The organism is Ruegeria sp. CJ2, assembly GCF_056536745.1.
The window spans coordinates 68909-86224 of the sequence record NZ_JBQFQF010000006.1; the positions used below are offsets into that span (position 1 = coordinate 68909).

The 17316-nt window shown below is 57.7% G+C and carries 24 protein-coding genes; 12 read left to right on the forward strand and 12 right to left on the reverse strand.

Annotation, left to right across the window (positions count from 1 at the left end; translation table 11 throughout):
- The first annotated feature begins 57 nt into the window (after positions 1-57).
- Entirely contained in the window at positions 58-1833 is a 1776-nt protein-coding gene (gene aspS / locus ACR0MS_RS10340) for an aspartate--tRNA ligase (RefSeq protein ID WP_480572566.1), read from the forward strand.
- Between the two features lie 60 nt (positions 1834-1893).
- Here aspS and ACR0MS_RS10345 read toward each other — a convergent pair whose 3' ends face one another.
- Together ACR0MS_RS10345 and ACR0MS_RS10350 are read right to left on the reverse strand one after the other, a co-directional pair.
- The gene (locus ACR0MS_RS10345) at positions 1894-2028 is read right to left on the reverse strand and encodes a hypothetical protein (protein WP_480572564.1); all 135 of its coding nucleotides are present in this window, start codon (positions 2026-2028) and stop codon (positions 1894-1896) included.
- Positions 2029-2745, reverse strand: coding sequence for a response regulator (locus ACR0MS_RS10350; protein ID WP_480572562.1), 717 nt, complete (start codon positions 2743-2745; stop codon positions 2029-2031). It abuts the gene before it with no gap.
- 135 nt (positions 2746-2880) lie between these two features.
- On the opposite strand from ACR0MS_RS10350, the gene mce reads away from it, so the two are divergent.
- Together mce and ACR0MS_RS10360 are read left to right on the forward strand one after the other, a co-directional pair.
- Positions 2881-3285, forward strand: a complete 405-nt coding sequence (gene mce / locus ACR0MS_RS10355) for a methylmalonyl-CoA epimerase (RefSeq protein WP_480572560.1) — start codon at positions 2881-2883, stop codon at positions 3283-3285.
- A 16-nt stretch (positions 3286-3301) separates the two neighbouring features.
- Complete coding sequence (locus tag ACR0MS_RS10360) at positions 3302-3577, forward strand: DUF1467 family protein (RefSeq protein WP_480572558.1); 276 nt, start codon at positions 3302-3304, stop codon at positions 3575-3577.
- Between the two features lie 3 nt (positions 3578-3580).
- Here the strand turns inward: ACR0MS_RS10360 and ACR0MS_RS10365 are convergent, their stop codons facing one another.
- Entirely contained in the window at positions 3581-4267 is a 687-nt protein-coding gene (locus ACR0MS_RS10365) for an EI24 domain-containing protein (protein WP_480572707.1), read from the reverse strand.
- Positions 4267-4845 carry a nitroreductase family protein gene (locus ACR0MS_RS10370; RefSeq protein ID WP_480572556.1) on the reverse strand — a complete coding sequence of 193 codons (579 nt, stop codon included), beginning with the start codon at positions 4843-4845 and terminating at the stop codon, positions 4267-4269. Before ACR0MS_RS10370 ends, ACR0MS_RS10365 begins: the two co-directional genes overlap by 1 nt.
- A 136-nt stretch (positions 4846-4981) precedes the next feature.
- Here ACR0MS_RS10370 and ACR0MS_RS10375 point away from each other — a divergent pair, with 136 nt between their 5' ends.
- The gene (locus ACR0MS_RS10375) at positions 4982-5257 is read left to right on the forward strand and encodes a DUF167 domain-containing protein (RefSeq protein ID WP_480572554.1); all 276 of its coding nucleotides are present in this window, start codon (positions 4982-4984) and stop codon (positions 5255-5257) included.
- Here the strand turns inward: ACR0MS_RS10375 and ACR0MS_RS10380 are convergent.
- Entirely contained in the window at positions 5245-5493 is a 249-nt protein-coding gene (locus tag ACR0MS_RS10380; RefSeq protein ID WP_480572552.1) for a hypothetical protein, read from the reverse strand. The genes ACR0MS_RS10375 and ACR0MS_RS10380 overlap by 13 nt on opposite strands.
- Positions 5494-5615: 122 nt before the next feature.
- Between ACR0MS_RS10380 and ACR0MS_RS10385 the strand changes: the two genes are divergently transcribed.
- The 5 genes from ACR0MS_RS10385 to ACR0MS_RS10405 all read left to right on the forward strand — a co-directional run bounded on the left by ACR0MS_RS10385 (position 5616) and on the right by ACR0MS_RS10405 (position 7549).
- Entirely contained in the window at positions 5616-6323 is a 708-nt protein-coding gene (locus ACR0MS_RS10385; RefSeq protein ID WP_480572549.1) for a M48 family metallopeptidase, read from the forward strand.
- Positions 6320-6688 (forward strand): YigZ family protein, encoded by a 369-nt coding sequence (locus ACR0MS_RS10390; RefSeq protein ID WP_480572546.1) that lies wholly within the window; start codon positions 6320-6322, stop codon positions 6686-6688. Before ACR0MS_RS10385 ends, ACR0MS_RS10390 begins: the two co-directional genes overlap by 4 nt.
- 68 nt (positions 6689-6756) lie before the next feature.
- Entirely contained in the window at positions 6757-7020 is a 264-nt protein-coding gene (locus tag ACR0MS_RS10395) for a DUF6455 family protein (protein WP_480572543.1), read from the forward strand.
- Positions 7020-7289 (forward strand): DUF6455 family protein, encoded by a 270-nt coding sequence (locus ACR0MS_RS10400; protein ID WP_480572705.1) that lies wholly within the window; start codon positions 7020-7022, stop codon positions 7287-7289. The genes ACR0MS_RS10395 and ACR0MS_RS10400 overlap by 1 nt, the downstream gene beginning before the upstream one ends.
- Before the next feature lie 2 nt (positions 7290-7291).
- On the forward strand, positions 7292-7549 hold the full coding sequence (locus ACR0MS_RS10405; RefSeq protein ID WP_480572540.1) for a DUF6455 family protein: 258 nt from the start codon (positions 7292-7294) through the stop codon (positions 7547-7549).
- Here the strand turns inward: ACR0MS_RS10405 and ACR0MS_RS10410 are convergent, their stop codons facing one another.
- Entirely contained in the window at positions 7550-7792 is a 243-nt protein-coding gene (locus ACR0MS_RS10410; protein WP_480572703.1) for a CDGSH iron-sulfur domain-containing protein, read from the reverse strand.
- 215 nt (positions 7793-8007) lie between these two features.
- Here ACR0MS_RS10410 and ACR0MS_RS10415 point away from each other — a divergent pair, with 215 nt between their 5' ends.
- Both ACR0MS_RS10415 and ACR0MS_RS10420 read left to right on the forward strand, forming a co-directional pair.
- A complete protein-coding gene (locus tag ACR0MS_RS10415) occupies positions 8008-8196 on the forward strand; it encodes a hypothetical protein (protein ID WP_180884275.1) in 189 nt (62 codons plus the stop codon).
- A 127-nt stretch (positions 8197-8323) separates the two neighbouring features.
- Positions 8324-8680, forward strand: coding sequence for a diacylglycerol kinase (locus ACR0MS_RS10420; protein ID WP_480572537.1), 357 nt, complete (start codon positions 8324-8326; stop codon positions 8678-8680).
- 19 nt (positions 8681-8699) lie between these two features.
- On the opposite strand, the gene ACR0MS_RS10425 is transcribed toward ACR0MS_RS10420, so the two are convergent.
- Positions 8700-9116 (reverse strand): hypothetical protein, encoded by a 417-nt coding sequence (locus ACR0MS_RS10425; protein WP_480572534.1) that lies wholly within the window; start codon positions 9114-9116, stop codon positions 8700-8702.
- Positions 9117-9220: 104 nt separating this feature from the next.
- Complete coding sequence (gene rimO / locus ACR0MS_RS10430) at positions 9221-10609, reverse strand: 30S ribosomal protein S12 methylthiotransferase RimO (protein WP_480572531.1); 1389 nt, start codon at positions 10607-10609, stop codon at positions 9221-9223.
- A 96-nt stretch (positions 10610-10705) separates the two neighbouring features.
- Here rimO and ACR0MS_RS10435 point away from each other — a divergent pair, with 96 nt between their 5' ends.
- Positions 10706-12661, forward strand: a complete 1956-nt coding sequence (locus ACR0MS_RS10435) for an AsmA family protein (protein WP_480572528.1) — start codon at positions 10706-10708, stop codon at positions 12659-12661.
- A gap of 40 nt (positions 12662-12701) precedes the next feature.
- Here ACR0MS_RS10435 and ACR0MS_RS10440 read toward each other — a convergent pair whose 3' ends face one another.
- The 4 genes from ACR0MS_RS10440 to ACR0MS_RS10455 are packed head-to-tail and all read right to left on the reverse strand — an operon-like array spanning position 12702 to position 17260.
- Complete coding sequence (locus ACR0MS_RS10440) at positions 12702-14198, reverse strand: phosphomannomutase/phosphoglucomutase (protein ID WP_480572525.1); 1497 nt, start codon at positions 14196-14198, stop codon at positions 12702-12704.
- Positions 14199-14212: 14 nt separating this feature from the next.
- The gene (kdsA, locus tag ACR0MS_RS10445; protein WP_480572522.1) at positions 14213-15046 is read right to left on the reverse strand and encodes a 3-deoxy-8-phosphooctulonate synthase; all 834 of its coding nucleotides are present in this window, start codon (positions 15044-15046) and stop codon (positions 14213-14215) included.
- A gap of 5 nt (positions 15047-15051) precedes the next feature.
- Positions 15052-16623, reverse strand: coding sequence for a KpsE/RkpR family capsule polysaccharide export protein (locus ACR0MS_RS10450; protein WP_480572519.1), 1572 nt, complete (start codon positions 16621-16623; stop codon positions 15052-15054).
- A complete protein-coding gene (locus ACR0MS_RS10455) occupies positions 16601-17260 on the reverse strand; it encodes an ABC transporter ATP-binding protein (RefSeq protein ID WP_480572516.1) in 660 nt (219 codons plus the stop codon). Before ACR0MS_RS10455 ends, ACR0MS_RS10450 begins: the two co-directional genes overlap by 23 nt.
- Positions 17261-17316: the final 56 nt, after the last annotated feature.

The window sequence follows — 17316 nt, forward strand, 5'->3', positions numbered from 1 at the left end:
CCAAGCCTGACAGGGTGTATCGGCGCGACGAATTCTGCGCCCGAAGGGATATGATCCATGCACGCCTATCGCAGCCACACCTGCGCCGCTCTGACCGCCGCCAATGTCGGTGAAACCGTCCGCCTGTCCGGTTGGGTGCATCGTGTCCGAGATCACGGCGGCGTGCTGTTCATTGACCTGCGCGACCATTTCGGCGTGACGCAGGTGCTGTGCGACGGCGACAGCGCGGCGTTTGCGGAACTGGAAAAGGTGCGCTCCGAATGGTGTATCCGCATCGACGGCACCGTCAAAGCGCGTGACGCCGATCTGGTGAACCCGAAACTGCCCACCGGCGAGATCGAGGTTTACGTGCGTGAGCTGGAAGTGCTGGGCGCTGCCGACGAACTGCCGCTGATGGTGTTCGGCGATCAGGAATACCCTGAGGAAACCCGCCTGCGCTATCGCTACCTCGACCTGCGCCGCGAGGCGATGCAGCGCAACATGACCCTGCGCTCGGACGTTGTGTCTTCGATGCGCAAACGCATGTGGGATCAGGGCTTCCGCGAATACCAGACGCCGATCATCACCGCGTCTTCTCCCGAAGGCGCGCGTGACTTTCTGGTGCCGTCGCGCCTGCATCCCGGCAAGTTCTACGCGCTGCCGCAGGCGCCGCAGCAGTTCAAGCAATTGATCATGGTGTCGGGCTTCGACAAGTATTTCCAGATCGCGCCGTGTTTCCGCGATGAAGACCCGCGTGCCGACCGTTCGCCCACCGATTTCTACCAGCTCGACCTTGAGATGTCCTTTGTCGAGCAGCAGGACGTGTTCGACACAATCCAACCCGTTCTGACCGGCGTGTTTGAGGAATTCGGCGGAGGTCGCAAGGTCGATCAGGAGTGGCCGCAGATTTCCTACAAGGACGCCACCCTGTGGTATGGCAGCGACAAGCCCGACCTGCGCAACCCGATTAAAATGCAAGTGGTCTCCGACCACTTCCGCGGGTCTGGCTTTGCGATTTTCGCAAAGCTGTTGGAGCAGGACGGCACCGAAATCCGCGCCATTCCAGCGCCCACGGGCGGCAGCCGTAAGTTCTGCGATCGCATGAACGCCTTTGCCCAGAAAGAGGGTCTGCCGGGGATGGGTTATATCTTCTGGCGCGATCAAGGCGAGGGAATGGAGGCCGCAGGCCCGCTGGCTAAGAACATCGGCCCCGAACGCACCGAGGCGATCCGTCAGCAACTGGGCCTGGGTGTCGGGGACGCGGCGTTCTTCCTGGGTGGCAAGCCGAAGGCCTTTGAAAAGGTGGCTGGTAAAGCTCGTGACGTGATCGGTGATGAGCTGGGTCTTACTGAGAAAGACCGCTTTGCCTTTGCCTGGATCGTGGATTTCCCGATCTATGAACAGGACGAAGAAACCGGCGCGATCGACTTTGAACATAACCCGTTCTCGATGCCGCAGGGCGGGATGGAGGCGCTGAACGGCAACCCGCTGGACGTGCGTGGCTATCAGTACGATCTGGCGTGCAACGGGTATGAGCTGGTCTCGGGCGCGATCCGGAACCACAAGCCCGAGATCATGTTGAAGGCTTTTGAGCTGGCAGGCTATGGCGCGGATGAGGTGAAATCCCGCTTTGGCGCGCTGTTCAATGCGTTTCATTATGGCGCGCCGCCGCACGGCGGCTGTGCTGCGGGCATCGACCGGATCGTCATGCTGCTGGCGGATGAGGCCAACATCCGCGAGGTCATGATGTTCCCGATGAACCAGCGCGCCGAAGACCTGATGATGGACGCGCCCTCTGACCCGACGTCGGATCAGTTGATGGAACTGGGTCTGCGGATCATCCCTCAGGAGTAAGATGCAACCCGTCGCCGACCACGCGGCGGGTTGACGTTCGAACTTTCAGTAGACCTGCAGTTATAGCTGCCCGGTTTTTTCGACCGGGTCGATCAAATCGTCTCGTGCCCGCCGTATCTTTCGTGCCGCCGCGCGCGTCTGCAGATACGCCCAGAGACACAGGATGGTGGCCGTCGTGAAATAGGCAGCGGCCATTCAGATCGCCTCACGCTGTTCAAGCCGGGCCTGTACAATTCCGGCCACCTGAGCCGCCAACGCGGTGACGGGAGTTCCGTCGGCCCGGGACGTGGCAAGTTTCCGGGCTGCGTCCGCCAGCACCGCGTCATCCGCATCCCGTGCTACGCCGCGCAGGAACTGCGCTGCATAATCCAGGGTGCGGTGATCATTTGGGCCAGCAAGGACATCGGCGATATGGGCCATGTCATCCTGATAGGCCATCGGGTCCGGGCTGATTACCTCCTCCCGAACAGCGTGGAGGCTGTTTGGGCGGCGATCCTCGGGTAAGCGTTCCAAAATTGAGGTTTGGAAATAGGCCAGCGATTTCAGCGGTTTTGCCAGAAAGCCGTCAGCGCCCGCCTCTAATGCCGTGCTCTGGGTGTGATCATCCCCTGACATTCCCAGAATGGCACCGATGCGCGGGGTCGCTTCGACCAGTTCGGCAATCAACTCGGCCCCCGACCCATCGGGTAGCCCCATGTCCACAAGGATCACGGACGGTCGATAGATTTGCAGATGCCGCCTAGCCGACTTCAGACAATCCGCCCGACGAATACGCGCGCCGGAATGCAGGCACATCAGCCGGATTGCGTCACAGGCATACCGGCTGTCCTCGACAACCAGGATTGTTTGACCCAGCAGAGGCCGCGTGGCGGTCGGCTGCGCGGGAGAGGCAAGGTGGCTCGAATCGTCCATGGCAGAACTCCTAATCAGCAGATGCCTCACGCTAGGAACTTCTGGCTAACACCGCGTTAACGGCAATTTGGCGCACTTGTTCTTTGGCCGAACTGCCCTCATAAACCGCTGCAACGCAGAACAGAGGAGAGTTTCATGATTGGTCGCCTGAACCACGTTGCCATTGCCGTACCGGACCTTGAGGCCGCGTCCCAACAGTATCGCACTGCACTGGGGGCCAAAGTCGGCGCACCGCAGGACGAACCCGATCATGGCGTGACCGTCGTGTTCATCGAACTGCCCAACACCAAGATCGAACTTCTCTATCCGTTGGGCGATGACAGCCCGATCAACGGGTTTCTGGAAAAGAACCCCGCAGGCGGAATTCACCATGTCTGCTATGAAGTCGAGGATATCATCGCCGCGCGTGACCACCTGAAGGAAACCGGCGCGCGGGTGCTGGGCTCGGGCGAGCCCAAGATTGGTGCCCACGGTAAGCCGGTGCTGTTTCTGCATCCCAAGGACTTTAACGGCTGCCTGGTCGAGCTAGAACAGGTCTAACCCAAGCGAGGCTGTCATGACGATCACTGCTGCACTGGTTCTGTTCGCCGTTATCTGGTTCCTGACGCTGTTGGTCGTGCTGCCGGTCCGCATCAAGACGCAAGGCGATCTGGGTGAGATTGTTCCGGGCACGCATGCGGGTGCCCCGGAAGTGCATCACATGAAGAAAAAGCTGTGGATCACCACCGGTATTTCGGTGGTGCTCTGGGCGATCATCGCCGGGATCATCATCTCGGGCGTAATCTCGGTGCGCGACTTTGACTGGTTGAACCAGTTGGAGCCGCGCAACTGATCCTCAGGTCGACAGCCTGTGATAGATATGGGTGAATGTGGCGGCTCCGATAATCGGGATCACGAGGTTCACCAGTGGCACTGACAAAGGGATCGCCATCAGCGTTCCCGCCATCCAGATTGTTGCCGAGTGTTTTGCGCGCAATTTGCGTGCGCCATCGCGCCCAATCCGGCGCATGGCCGCCAGAGTGAAGTATTCGCGCCCCAGCAAGAACCCGTTCATCGCCCAAAAGATAAACGGGGCCAACGGTGTGAAGATGGCATAAAGGATCAGCGCCAGCAGGTTGGCAACAATCAGCACACCCATAAAGCTGATCGCATCGCGCAGCCCTTCGCTGAACGGAATGCCGGGCACAGAGGGCAAGGCTGGATAGTGTTTATCTTCGACCGCCTGCGCGACCTCTTCCAGAAACATCGAGATAATGGCCGAGGCGACCGGCATCATCAGGAAAACCGGAAGAACCAGAACCACAAAAATGCCCGAGTAGTTCAGGACGTCGTTTAACCACGGGACGGCGCCGATCCATGGCAACGAAATCTCACCACTGGCCAACCAGTTGATCAGCCAGATCGCCACCGCGCAGGCCGCAATCAGCAGGACGATCGTCAGACCAACACCGCGAAACAGAACCGAGCGAAACTTGGGGTCCCCGATCTGACCCAATGCCGCGAAAAAAGCATTCAGGATCATCATTCCGAAACCCATTCTGTAAGCGCGTCAACATCAGGGCGGGGGCGTTCAGGCGGGGCAACACCTTCGGTTGCGATATGGATCAGTCCGGCCACCCGTTCATGATCTGCAAGCCCGAATGCGGCACGGCAGAAGTCCGGATCATGGGTCTGCCAGCCCGACAGCCAGTTTGCCCCCCAACCAGACGCAAGCGCGGCGTTCAATAGCCCCAGACACACGGCACCCGCCGAGTAGGTCTGTTCAATTGACGGAATTTTCTCAGACGGCTTCTGTACCTCGATCACGGCCACCGCCAGATGACCCAATTCGAACTGGCTGCGCGCCTTAATGATGTCTTCGGGTGACTTGCCCAGGGCCATGCCTCTGTCGTGCGTCAGCTTGGTCAATCGCGGCATTGCGCCTTTCTCGATCACGATAAACCGCCATGGCTCCAGCTTGCCATGATCCGGGCAGCGCGCCGCAGCGGTCAAAAGTGGCTGCAACTGTTCGCGGGTCGGGGCAGGGGCGATCAGAGTTTTGGCAGGCCGGGACCGGCGCGATTGTAAGAACTCCAAGGCGGCCGGGTTTTTCAAGGACATATGTTAACTTCCTTTACATAAGCAGTGTCTATCTGGTTGAACACCTGGCGGGTTTCAAGTGGAACCGGCTTGGTTTCCCAGATCAATTTCATTCAATAGCCGGTCGTGCAAGAATGTTCGTGAATTGGAGGATGGAATGGCCAGACCAAAACCGCGCGACCTGCCGGACTTGACCCGTTTGGCCAAGCCGGGTGCCACGTTCGAAGTTAAGGTCATACCCAAATCCGCGTCGGACCGAATGACGTATGACAATGGGTCCTTCCGCATTCACGTCACAGCGCCCCCTGAAAATGGCAAGGCAAATCAGGCGGTGTGCCGCATCCTTGCGTCTGCGCTGGGGGTTGCGCCATCCCATTTGTCGCTTGCGCGCGGACATGCGGCGCGGGACAAGGTATTTGTCTATGAACCCTGACGTGGCGTTTCGTGGATTTGATAGACCCCTTCGGGCAAGTCCAGCGCCGCCGCCAGATCCCGGACCTGTTCGGGGGACAAGGTAATCTTCTGCACCTTGTCCGTGCGCGGGTCCAGTTGTTCCAGCGTCACGCATTCAGCGAAATTATTGATGACCACATCTTCTTGCAGAGGCTTTGCGCCTTCGTCCACCAGAGTGATCACCGTCGAGTCGAATTCATGCTCAATCGAAAACATGAGCCAACAGTGAAGGGCGGCGAACCGCATTGCAACCCGTTCAATCGCATTCAGGCTGTGGCAGTCCCCCACGTCCCGCGCTATGGTTTGGAAAACGGCATGACCGTTTCAAAGGATGATCCATGCGCCGTCTGACTTTACTGTTGTTTCCCCTGACGTTGGCGGCCTGCGTTGCCGACACTTTGCGCGTTCAGCCAGCGGAAGAATGGCAACAGGACAGGGACGATTTTCAAGTTGAGGCCGCGACCTTTCAGGAGATCAGCCGACAGGTTGGTCAGCAGGCCAGATCGGAATGCCTCAACCGCCGGAATGTCACCAATTGCGATTTCACGATCGTGGTCGATCTGAACCCAAGAGCCCCGGCCAACGCCTTTCAGACGTTGGATGAAAACAACCAGCCGGTCATCATTTTCACGCGGTCCATGATCGAATCCGCGCAAAACGCAGATGAATTGGCTTTTGTCATGGGGCATGAGGCGGCGCATCACATCCTAAGACATATTCCGCGCCAAACCGTAAACGCCCGCGAAAGCGCCGAGATTTTTGGCGAACTGGCCAGATTGGGCGGGGCAGACGGGGCCGGAGTAGAAAAGGCTCAGAAATTGGGCGCTCAGGTCGGTGCACAGGTTTACATCAAGGATTTCGAACTGGAAGCAGATCAGTTGGGCACAGTCATAACGTATAAGGCCGGGTACAACCCTTTGATCGGTGCCAAGTATTTTGACCGCTTGCCTGACCCGGATGACAGTTTTCTGGGAACGCATCCACCCAACGAGCAGCGTGTTCAGATTGTCGTGGAAACCGCACGGCAGCTTGGGCTTTCACAATGACCGCAATTGAACGCATGGGCGTGATCCTGACGGATCGCGGATCGAAATACGCCGTGTCCGGCGCACCTGTGGCCACGCGCGATGATGTGGACGCCGTCCTGCAAGAGCTGAAATCTGACAAAAGCTATGCCAAGGCCACTCACAATACCTGGGCCGCAGTTCTACCCACCGGCGCGCTCAAGGCCGACGATGGCGAAAGCGGTGCGGGTATGGTGATCCTGCGGATGATGGAGCGCGCCGAGCTGAAAGGTCACGTGATCATCGTCACACGTTGGTATGGTGGTAAGAAACTGGGCGGAGACCGCTTTCGTCGCGTACAGGACGCCACGCGCGCCTATCTCGACCATATCGCATCGCCCTCTTGACCTGAGTCAAATGCCAGCGTTCCGGCATCGGCTATCCTTACCTAAACGCGTTAGGGAAAGGATGTCGAATGCACAGCCGAGAAACGCTTAGGCGGCACGCCGGTCTGGTAGACAACATGGCGTCAAAAGTTGGCGTTGATCTGGAGGCGGCCGCGCTTGGTGGCGAAATCTCGATCGACCAGATTTCGGAATCAGTTCTGCGATGCAGCGGATGCCCAAACCCGGATCATTGTGAAAGCCTTATGGAACGGTCCGAGGCGCTGGAAAAAACGCCAGAATATTGTCGGAACTCACACCTGTTCGCCCAATTGATCCCGGAAGCGAACAAGTGATGCAGAGGCTGGGTCACATCATGACCCATTTGCGTCTTGTGCTGCGCATGGGGCAGGCAACGGGCACTGACGTCGTGGCCGCACACCGGAAGGGGCAATTGTCGCAGGAAGACTGGGCTAAGATGGTGCGCTCATGTCAGGGGTGTACGTGGGCTGACAGGTGCCCCGATTGGCTGGATGACACCAAAGGTGCGGCGCGCCCTCCGGCAACATGTCCCAACCGCACGCGCTTTGAGGCACTAAAAGCGCAGCAGTCAAAGGTTAGCTGACGATGAAGGACGTTCTGGGCGACATTGAAAAACACTTCTGGCTGACCCGGTCCGTTGCCAGATGCCTTGATGTGTCTCTGACCGAAGCAATCGCGGATAAACGAATTTCCCCCGCAGGCTACGCCGAAATGGTCACACGCTGCCGTGCATCCCAGTGCGGTGAGCAATGCGTGGTATGGCTTGCCGAGCGGCAGGCCACAGCGGAGGAGGCGCCAGAGTTCTGCGCCAACGCCGATACCCTCAACTCACTGAAAAGGTAGTCAGAGCTTGGAGTGCGAACCGTCGCAAAGCGGCGGATTTGCGCTGTGTTTGCAGCCGCAAAAAAACACTTTCTTGTTTGCGTCCGCTGTAAATTTCACCGGCTCGATGCCCGTATCCTTGTGCGAGCCATCGCAAAACGGCTGCCGCTTGGATTGGCCGCACGCACACCAGAAATAGCTTTTGCCCTCGGTTACCTCGACAGGATATGGGGCTTTTTGTGCGATAATAGGCGCTTCTGACATTTGGCTACTCCGTGATTTGCGATTGTCGTTTTCCAACTGTAGAGCGCTTTTGGCAAAACTGTAGGGGGCAACACCGCTGCAGGCCAAGTAGCGTGGTTTTGCCGTTTTCACATTTTCGTGATTGATTTTGTTGCAAAAAAGCCATGGACGGCGTATTTTTGAGACGGCCCCGAATTTCAGGGCAATACTAGAAAATTGATAGAGGAATGACGGACATGAAAATTAAATTCGCCGCCGTTAGCGCAATTGCCCTGATCCTGGCTGCATGCTCGCAACAAGAAGAGCCGGCACCGGTCTACATCACACCTGAGTATGACAAGTTCGGCACGCCGAGCTGCCCGGCAGGTACGGAACTGGCAACAACCGAGGCTGGACAGACCGTTTGTAACCCTGTCGCTCAATAAGAATTTCGCAGGTGGCCCACGCTCGGGCCACCTGCACCTGACGTCCAACCGCCTTTCCCGGCGGTTTTTTCTTGCCTAGCAGCCTTCCATCAGGTTTCTGTCGGCCCTGTCTGAAAGCAGAGGGCCCATGAAAAATTTCTTTATTCGTCTAAAGGATCGCACGCGTTGGAGCTGGCAGGGTTTGACCGCGACGTGGAAGGATGAGTATTCGTTTCGCGCTTGGGCATGGGCCAACCTTGTTTCCGTCGCCTTGGCCCTTTCTTTGCCCCTGTCTGACGGCCTGCGCGCGTTGATTATTGTGCTGGGCGTTTTGGTGATGGTGGCAGAGCTGTTCAACACGGCCGTTGAGCGTGCAGTGGACCATACGTCCACAGATCACAACATATTGGCGGGGCAGGCCAAAGACGCGGCGAGTGCCGCTGTCGCGCTGACTGCAGTTGCCGCAGGTGTGGCGTGGATAATCGGACTAGTCAGCCTGTTCTGACCTTGGATGTTAACCACGGTCAGCGGCGTCGAATGCCATAGTTTTGCGGAATGTGATAGGGCGAAGACAATCGGTTGAAGGGGCTGTGTACCGAGTGGTGATACCGCTTCGCCGGTTTGCCATAATACCGCTTTGACTTGGCTTTGTAGCGGTGGCCTTTATGGGAATGCGCCTTGGGTTTGCCCGTGTATTCAAGGCTGGTCGCACTGGATTTGTGTCCGTGTACCGATGGTTTGGATTTGCGGTGATACACCTTCGGAGCGGCATAATATCTATGGACTTGGTGCTTGCTACGAAGATGCAGGCTGACCGTGTCGGACCCAATGAAAAGGAAACCGCCTGTTTGCTTGCTATTGGCGTAAACGGGCTCGGCGAAAAACTGGACGGCAACGACCAGCGCCAACAGGTTCAGGCCAAAGCGGTGCAAACTGGACAAGGGACCCTCCTGGTTTAAAGGCAGGTTGTCCCGTCACGATCAACCAAATGGGCGCAAAACGCCAATAAACTTGTTTCACGCCGCAACGATCTTGGGTGAGCAGGTCAGACCAGTTTGCCCCAAAGGTCGTATTCGCCAGCCTCATCCACTTCGACCGAAACGATGTCGCCGGGCTTCAGGCTTTCAAAAGCGTCGTCGATGAATAGGTTGCCGTCAATCTCTGGTGCGTCGGCTTTGGTGCGGCAGGTGGCGGCCTCGTCATCGACCTCGTCCACGATCACGTCGAGTGTCTGGCCAACCTTGGCAGCCAGCTTTGCCTCGGAAATCGCCTGCGCCTTTTCCATGAACCGCTCCCAACGGTCCTGTTTGATGTCGGCCGGAACGTGATCCGGCAAGTCGTTCGACCGTGCGCCATCCACGTTTTCGTATTGAAAGCATCCGACACGATCCAACTGAGCCTCGTCCATCCAGTCCAGCAGGGTCTGGAACTCGGCCTCGGTCTCGCCGGGATAGCCGACGATAAAGGTCGACCGCAGAGTGATATCCGGGCAAGTGGCGCGCCATGCGGCGATCTCATCCAGCGTTTTGGCCGCAGCCGCAGGGCGAGCCATGCGTTTCAGAACGTCGGGGTGGGCGTGCTGGAACGGAATGTCCAGATAGGGCAGCACGTTGCAGCCCGCGTCCGCCATCAGCGGGATCAGCTCACGCACATGCGGATAGGGGTAGACATAGTGAAGGCGCACCCATGCATCGAACTGCCCCAACTCACGCGCCAGATCGGTGATATGGCTGCGGACCTCACGGTCTTTCCACGGGTTCACGTCGTATTTGCGGTCCAGCCCATAGGCCGAGGTATCCTGAGAAATCACCAGCAACTCGCGCACGCCATTGTCGACCAGCTTTTCCGCTTCGCGCAGGACAGCATGGGCGGGGCGGCTGGCCAATTTACCGCGCATGTCGGGGATGATGCAGAACTTGCATTTGTGGTTACAGCCTTCCGAGATTTTCAGATAGCTGTAATGGCGTGGGGTCAGTTGCACGCTTGCCGCAGGCAGCAGGTCCACGAACGGGTCGGGATCGGGCGGCACCGCCTGATGTACAGCATCCAATACCTGTTCATATTGATGCGGGCCGGTGACGGCCATGATACGGGGGTGATGTTCACGGATGTAGTCCGGCTCGGCCCCCAGACATCCCGTGACGATGACCTTGCCGTTCTCGACCAGAGCTTCGCCGATCGCGTCCAGTGATTCCGCCTTGGCGCTGTCGAGAAACCCGCAGGTGTTCACGATCACGGCATCTGCGCCTGAATAATCGGGCGATATCCCGTACCCTTCCGCCCGCAGGCGGGTCAGGATGCGTTCACTGTCGACCAACGCTTTCGGGCAGCCCAAAGACACCATACCAATGGTGGGCTGGTTTGCGCGGGGTGTCTCGGTGATCCGGGCTGCAGGTGCCAGGTCGGGGCGGAGGTTCGGCGGGTTCGTGGTCATGGCGCGGCATATAGTGGGGAACGCTTCCCCTTGCAAATGCTGCGCAGGCTTTGAATGATCTTTTCAACGCATGCCAGATAAGCGGAGAGCAGAAAAATGAAATGGCTGTTGCGCATTGCCTTCTTTCTTGTGGCCGTTATCGGGTTGGTGAGCGGAGCATTTTTGTTGATGCCCGGGGACAAGCTCGCGGTGATCCTGGCCGAGCAGGTGCGCGCCCAGACGGGACGAGATTTGAAACTGTCCGGCGATGTAAATCTGTCGTTCTGGCCGGTCTTGGGCATGGAAACCGGCCCCGTGACATTCAGTAACGCGTCTTGGGCCGGACCTGAGCCCATGCTGAGCGCCGACAGCATGGCGGTTGGTGTGGATGCCGCGGCATTGATCTCGGGCGATCTGAAGATCCGTCGGATCATCGCAGAAAACCCAACGCTGCGGCTTGAGCTGTCCGACGGGCGCGGCAACTGGCAATTCGACCGGGCGGCGCCTGTATCCTCTGGCAATACGGCCAGTGCGACCTCGCAAAGTGCGACGGGTACGGTCACGCTGGACTTTCTGGAACTGACCAACGCCCGTCTGGTCTATGTGGAAAACAACGCGGTGAAGTTCGACTTTGCGAACGTGGACCTCTCGGCAAACTGGCCTGATGTGACTGCCCCGCTATTTGTCGAAGCCAAAATGGGCGTCCCCGGTGGCAAGGTAGAGGTTGATCTGAAAATCCAGGACTTGCCTGCCTACGCCACTGGCGTTGCGGCGCCACTGGAGCTGCTTTTGCGGGCACCGGGCGGCGAAGTGGATTTCGATGGCTTAGTGAACCTCGCCGGAGAGATGGACGGCAAACTGCATGTCAAAACCCAAGACACCGAAAGGATGCTGGCCGCTTTTGGGCAGGCCGGCGTTGTCGTGCCGCTTGGTTTGGGGCGAACTGCCGAAGTCGCGGGCCATATGACCTACACCAGCGAAGGCCGCATCTCACTGCGAGAAATGGTGGCGCAACTGGACGACAACCGGTTGACCGGAGAGGCGGATATCGTGATCTCGGACCCTCCGCAGATCACAGCTCGGCTGGACGGCGGTGATCTTGATCTATCGCGCTTTAACGCGCCTTCTGGCGAAGGTGGTGGCGGCGGCGGATCGGCGACGATTGCGGCCGCGGAAGGGTGGTCGACCGCGCCAATCGACGCCTCGGCCCTTGCGTTGGCCAATGGACAAATCCGACTTACGGCCAACTCGATTTCTGTACCCGAACTCACCCTTGGGCCAAGTGACCTGACGCTGAACCTCGATCGTTCAAGAGCGGTGCTTCAAATGAATCCCGCCACGCTGTTTTCCGGAAAACTGACCGGTCAGGTCGTGGCAAATAACAGAAACGGTTTGTCAGTTGGCGGTAATCTTCAGGCCGAAGGCATCGACATCCAATCTGCTTTGACCACTTTGGCAGATATCACTCGTTTATCTGGCACCGGCTCTGGATCGTTTGAGTTTCTTGGGGTGGGTCAGACCGAAGATCAGATCATGCGCTCTCTCAGTGGCAAGGGTCGGCTGGATATCGGCAGAGGGGTGATCTCAGGGATTGATCTGGACCGGATAATGGGGCGCGGAGACGGGAATGGTGGCGCGACGGTGTTCAACAGCCTGACGGCCAGCTTCACCATTGATCAAGGGGTTCTCAGGAATGAGGATCTGCTGATGTCGCTGGATATCTTCAGGGCCGACGGTCAGGGCACGGTCGGCATAGGTGCGCGCAATATCGACTATCTGTTCACGCCGACCGCGTTGCGGGCCAACTCGGGTCAGGGATTGTCTGTGCCGGTCAGGATCGTGGGGCCGTGGAGCAACCCCTCGATTCAACCGGACCTGAGCAAAGTGATCGAGGCCGCCGCTGAGGGAAAGATCAAGGAACTGGAAGGCGACGCCAAACAGCAAGTCCTTGAAAAGGTCGGGGACGAATTGGGCACCGCTGTCACGGACAGCGAAAGCCTTGAAAAAGCGGTAAAGAAGAAGCTTGAAGAGGAAGCCAAGAAAGGGCTTTTGAAACTGCTTGGCGCAGATTGATGGGGTGGGGCGTTATCTGCGCCCCAACCCTATGGCAAGATCAGATGGTCTGATCGTAGTCACCAACACCGGGTTCGGTGCGAATGACGGCGTCAATATCCGCGAAGATTGCACGCATTTCGTCTTCGCTTTCGCTGCTTTCGCAGACCACCACAAGATTGGGTGTGTTTGACGACGCGCGCACCAGACCCCAGCTTCCATTGTCCAGAATGACCCGCGCACCGTTGACGGTCACGACGTCTTTGATTGCACGGCCCGCAAAGGTCTCGCCCGCTTCGGACTTGGCGACCAGCTTGTCGACCAACCGCTTGAGGATGTCATATTTCTCGGTATCCGCCGCATAGGGGGACATGGTCGGCGTTGACCACGTCTTTGGCAGAGCCTTGCGCAGATCCGACATGCTTTGATCCGGATTGCGATCCATCAGCTTGCAAATCTCGACCGCGACGCGCATCCCGCAGTCATATCCGCGCCCAATGGGTTCAGCCAGAAAGTAGTGGCCCGATTTCTCGAACCCGGCCAGCGCGTTAATTTCCTTGACCCGGCGCTTCATGTGGCTGTGGCCGGTCTTCCAATAGTCCGCCTTGACCCCACGGGCCTGCAACTCAGGGTCACTGGCGAACAGACCGGTTGACTTTACATCGGCCACAAAGGTGGAGTTGGGGTACAGTTTCGCCAGATCGCGCGCCATGATGACGCCGACCTTGTCAGCGAAGATCTCCTCACCCTCATCGTCAACAACACCACACCGGTCGCCGTCGCCGTCAAACCCCAGCGCCATATCCGCACCGCTGGACTTCACCGTATCGGCCATGTCGTGCAACATCTCCATGGCTTCGGGGTTGGGGTTGTAATTGGGGAAGGTGTAATCCAGCCGGTTGTGGCTGGGGACCACTTCGACGCCCATCCGCTCAAATATCTCGGGCGCGAAGGCCGAGGCCGTGCCATTCCCGGTCGCGCAGACCACTTTCAGCGGACGCGACATTTTGAAATCACCGACCAGATCGTCGATATAGGCTTCTTTCACACCATCGACGAATTCGTATGATCCGCCCTCATGCGCCACGCCTTCGCCGTTCAGGACGATATCGCGTAACTCGGACATCTCATCAGGACCGTGGGTCAGGGGGCGGTCAAAGCCCATTTTCACACCGGTCCAGCCGTTCGGGTTATGGCTGGCCGTGACCATCGCCACCGCAGGCACATCCAGATGGAACTGCGCGAAATAAGCCATAGGGCTGAGCGCGGGGCCGATATCTTTAACCTGAATCCCCGCCTGCACCAGTCCCAGGATCAGTGCGTTCTTAATGGCCAGCGAATAGTCGCGATAATCGTTACCGACCGCGATCACCGGTTCAATCCCGCGTTTACGCATCTGCGTGCCCAGACCCAGACCAAGGGCGGTCATGCCGGGCAGATTGATTTCTTCGGGGTATTTCCAACGGGCGTCATATTCGCGAAACCCGGTGGGTTTGATCATCGGGTCGCGCAGAAAGCTCCAGGTGTTTGGGGTCACCTCGGGGATGGGTTTGGTCATTTTATTGCTCTTGTTCAAATTTGAATTGGGTTGGCTTTGGCCAGTGCATCAAAGCGCATCAATGTGTCAATCAATTGAGGCATTTGATCCAGGGGGATCATATTCGGGCCATCAGAAGGTGCCGAGTCGGGATCCTGATGGGTTTCAATGAAAACAGCTCCAACGCCTAAAGAGACAGCAGCCCGGGCCATGACTGGTGCAAATTCGCGCTGTCCGCCGGACGAACCTCCTTTGCCGCCGGGTTGCTGAACCGAATGGGTCGCATCCATGACAACAGGATACCCGGTTTGCGCCATCTGAGGCAGCGCTCGCATATCGGCCACCAGCGTGTTGTACCCAAATGAGGTTCCACGCTCGGTCAGAAGGATGTTCTGGTTTCCCGTGCTTTCAACCTTGTCGACAATGTTGGTCATTTCCCATGGGGCAAGGAACTGACCCTTTTTGACGTTCACGGCCTTGCCGGTATTGCCCGCAGCCAGCAACATGTCCGTCTGGCGGCACAGAAACGCCGGGATTTGCAGGACGTCCACGGCTTCGGCAGCGGTGGCGCATTGGGCTTCGGTATGGACATCGGTCAGAACCGGAATACCCATCGTTTTGCGGATATCATCCAGAACCTTCAGCCCGGCATCAATCCCCATACCCCGCTTGCCGGACAAAGAAGTCCGGTTTGCCTTGTCATAAGAGGCCTTAAAAACATACTGGGCACCCGCGGCATCGCAGGCTTCTTTCATTTTACCCGCAATCATTTGGGCATGATCAGCCGATTCAAGCTGACAGGGGCCGGCGATGATCGTCAGAGGCAGATCATTGCCGACCGTGAGATCGGAGATTTTTACATGTTTCATGTGTCTTACGAGGATACCTGTTCACGAAGGACCGACGCTGTTAGCGAGATCATCAGGTAGATACCAGCAAACAACAGGAAAGCCAAAATCGTATTTTCGAATTTCCGTGGATAAGTCGGATCCTGGCTGGGGACGGGGTTCACTGACACAGATAAGTATCGGACCTTTCGGTTTGCCTCTGTCCGGGTGGTTTCCATCTGCTGCAGTGCCGTTTGCAGCATCATGTCGCGCGCGGCCAGGTCAGCCTGCGCCATCTGAATCCGCACGCTTAATCGGGCTAGAGAGTTTTCGCCGCCAGAAACATCCAGCATCTCGGCATTCAGTTCCTCAAGAACGGCCTCCAGCCGCGCGATATCGGCGCGCGCGCCGTCTACCTTGGCCTTGTTCGGGCGCAAGTTGTCCAATAGCGCCGCCAATTGCAGCTCTTTATCCTGAAGCTGAGTTTCAAGCGTATTAATGCGCGTGCGCAAGCCAACAATGACGTTCTCGGGGTCCAGAATCGCGCCCTGCAGTTGCAGTTCAATAAGGGCTTCCTGCGCTTGCCTGCGTTCTTCCTGCGCGAGTTCAAAGCTTTCCAGTGCGTCCCGCATCTGGTCTTCGCGCTTCAATTCGGACAGGCCATTGATCGTTTCTTCGGCGTAAGACAGCAGTTTTTCGGACAATCCCACCGCGACTTCAGGGTAGGGGGCCGCAACTTCCATACGGATGATGCCATCGCTTGGGTCATATCCGATCGTGACCATTCGCTTGTAGAGTTTGTAGGTTTCTTCAAGGCTTGCGTCCGGGGCAAGGCGCTGGATCGGATCAATCCACTCTTGTTTGAAGATGTCCGAGAAACCCATATCCCGCTCCAACCTGATCAGAGCGTCCTTGGATTCCAGAAATTCCTGCGTTGCGACCGAATCCTGCGCGGTGGCATATTGGGTTCCGGCCAGAAAACCGCCAAACGCCGCTCCTCCGCCATCGGCCTGCAAAATCGAATAGGCCGAGTCGCTGGCATACATCGGCGTCGCGTAGCGGTAGAAATACATTCCAACAAGTATTGTCGGCAGCAGAACAAACACAGCCAGCCGCGCAAACAGGGCAAACAGTTTACGGCGACGGCGACGTGCGATGTCCTTTTGTATTTCGCTGATCTCGAATTCCCGACGTTGTGCCGGGTTCAATTCAGGACCGGGCAGGTTCTGAGGACTTTCAGTGAACGTCTGAGGCAGTTGAATCTTGATCTTGTCTGTCGCTTCGTCCTCGACACGTTTTTTTTCTGCTGCAAGGTCCAGCAGACTGGCGCGTTCAAAGGGATCTATGCCTTTCTTTCGCAACAACCGAACCGCGTCGTAATCCGACGTTGCGGCCAAACCGTGTTTGTGGGCAAGGCGTCGGGCGATCCTGAGCTGCCGTCCGGTCAGGCCTTCCTGTTTGATCTCGTCAATATCCGTGCCCGGCTGCGGTTCGTTGGCCGCGGGTGCGCTGGTTGCCTTTCGGATACGCGAAATCGCGTCGGCGCGGGCCTCGGCAGTGCCCGATCCGCTGCGTTTGCGCCGCCAGTTATAAATTCTAGCCTTGGGTTTGGTAGTCATATAGCTGTTTTGCCTCTTCCAAGGTGTCGAACATGTAAAGCTGGCCGTCCACCAGCACAGCCGCTTGTCGCGCGAATTTCTCAAGCACTTGCGGGCTGTGCGACACGATCACCAAAGTGGTGGTGCGCAGCCTTTCCCGCAGGATATCGCCGGCTTTTTTGTTGAACTCAACGTCTGTCGTGGCTGGCATCCCCTCATCAATGAGGTACATGTCGAAGTCCAACGCCAGCATGAGCGCAAAGGTAAAACGTGCTTTCATGCCTGACGAATAGGTGGCCAGTGGTTGATCAAAATACTCGCCCAGACCGCACAGCCAGCTACAATAGGCTTCGACGTAATCAGGGTCCATGCCATATATCTTGGCGATGTACCGCGCGTTTTCCAAGGCGGAGAGCTTGTTGGACACGCCGCCGGTGAAGCCCATTGGAAACGACACCCGGCAAGATTTGCGAATGACACCTTCGTCAGGTTTTTCCAACCCGGCCATCATGTTGATCAGCGTTGTTTTTCCTGTCCCGTTCGGAGCGAGAATGCCGACGGATCTGCCCAGCTCGACCCTGAACGAGACCCTGTCCAGGATCACCTTGCGGCGCGTCCCGGTCCAGAAGGACTTACTGACATTCTCGAATTCTAGCATTCGGGGCCTGCTGTATTTTCTGTCACTTCCTACCGAACGAGGCGGCGGAAAAGCAG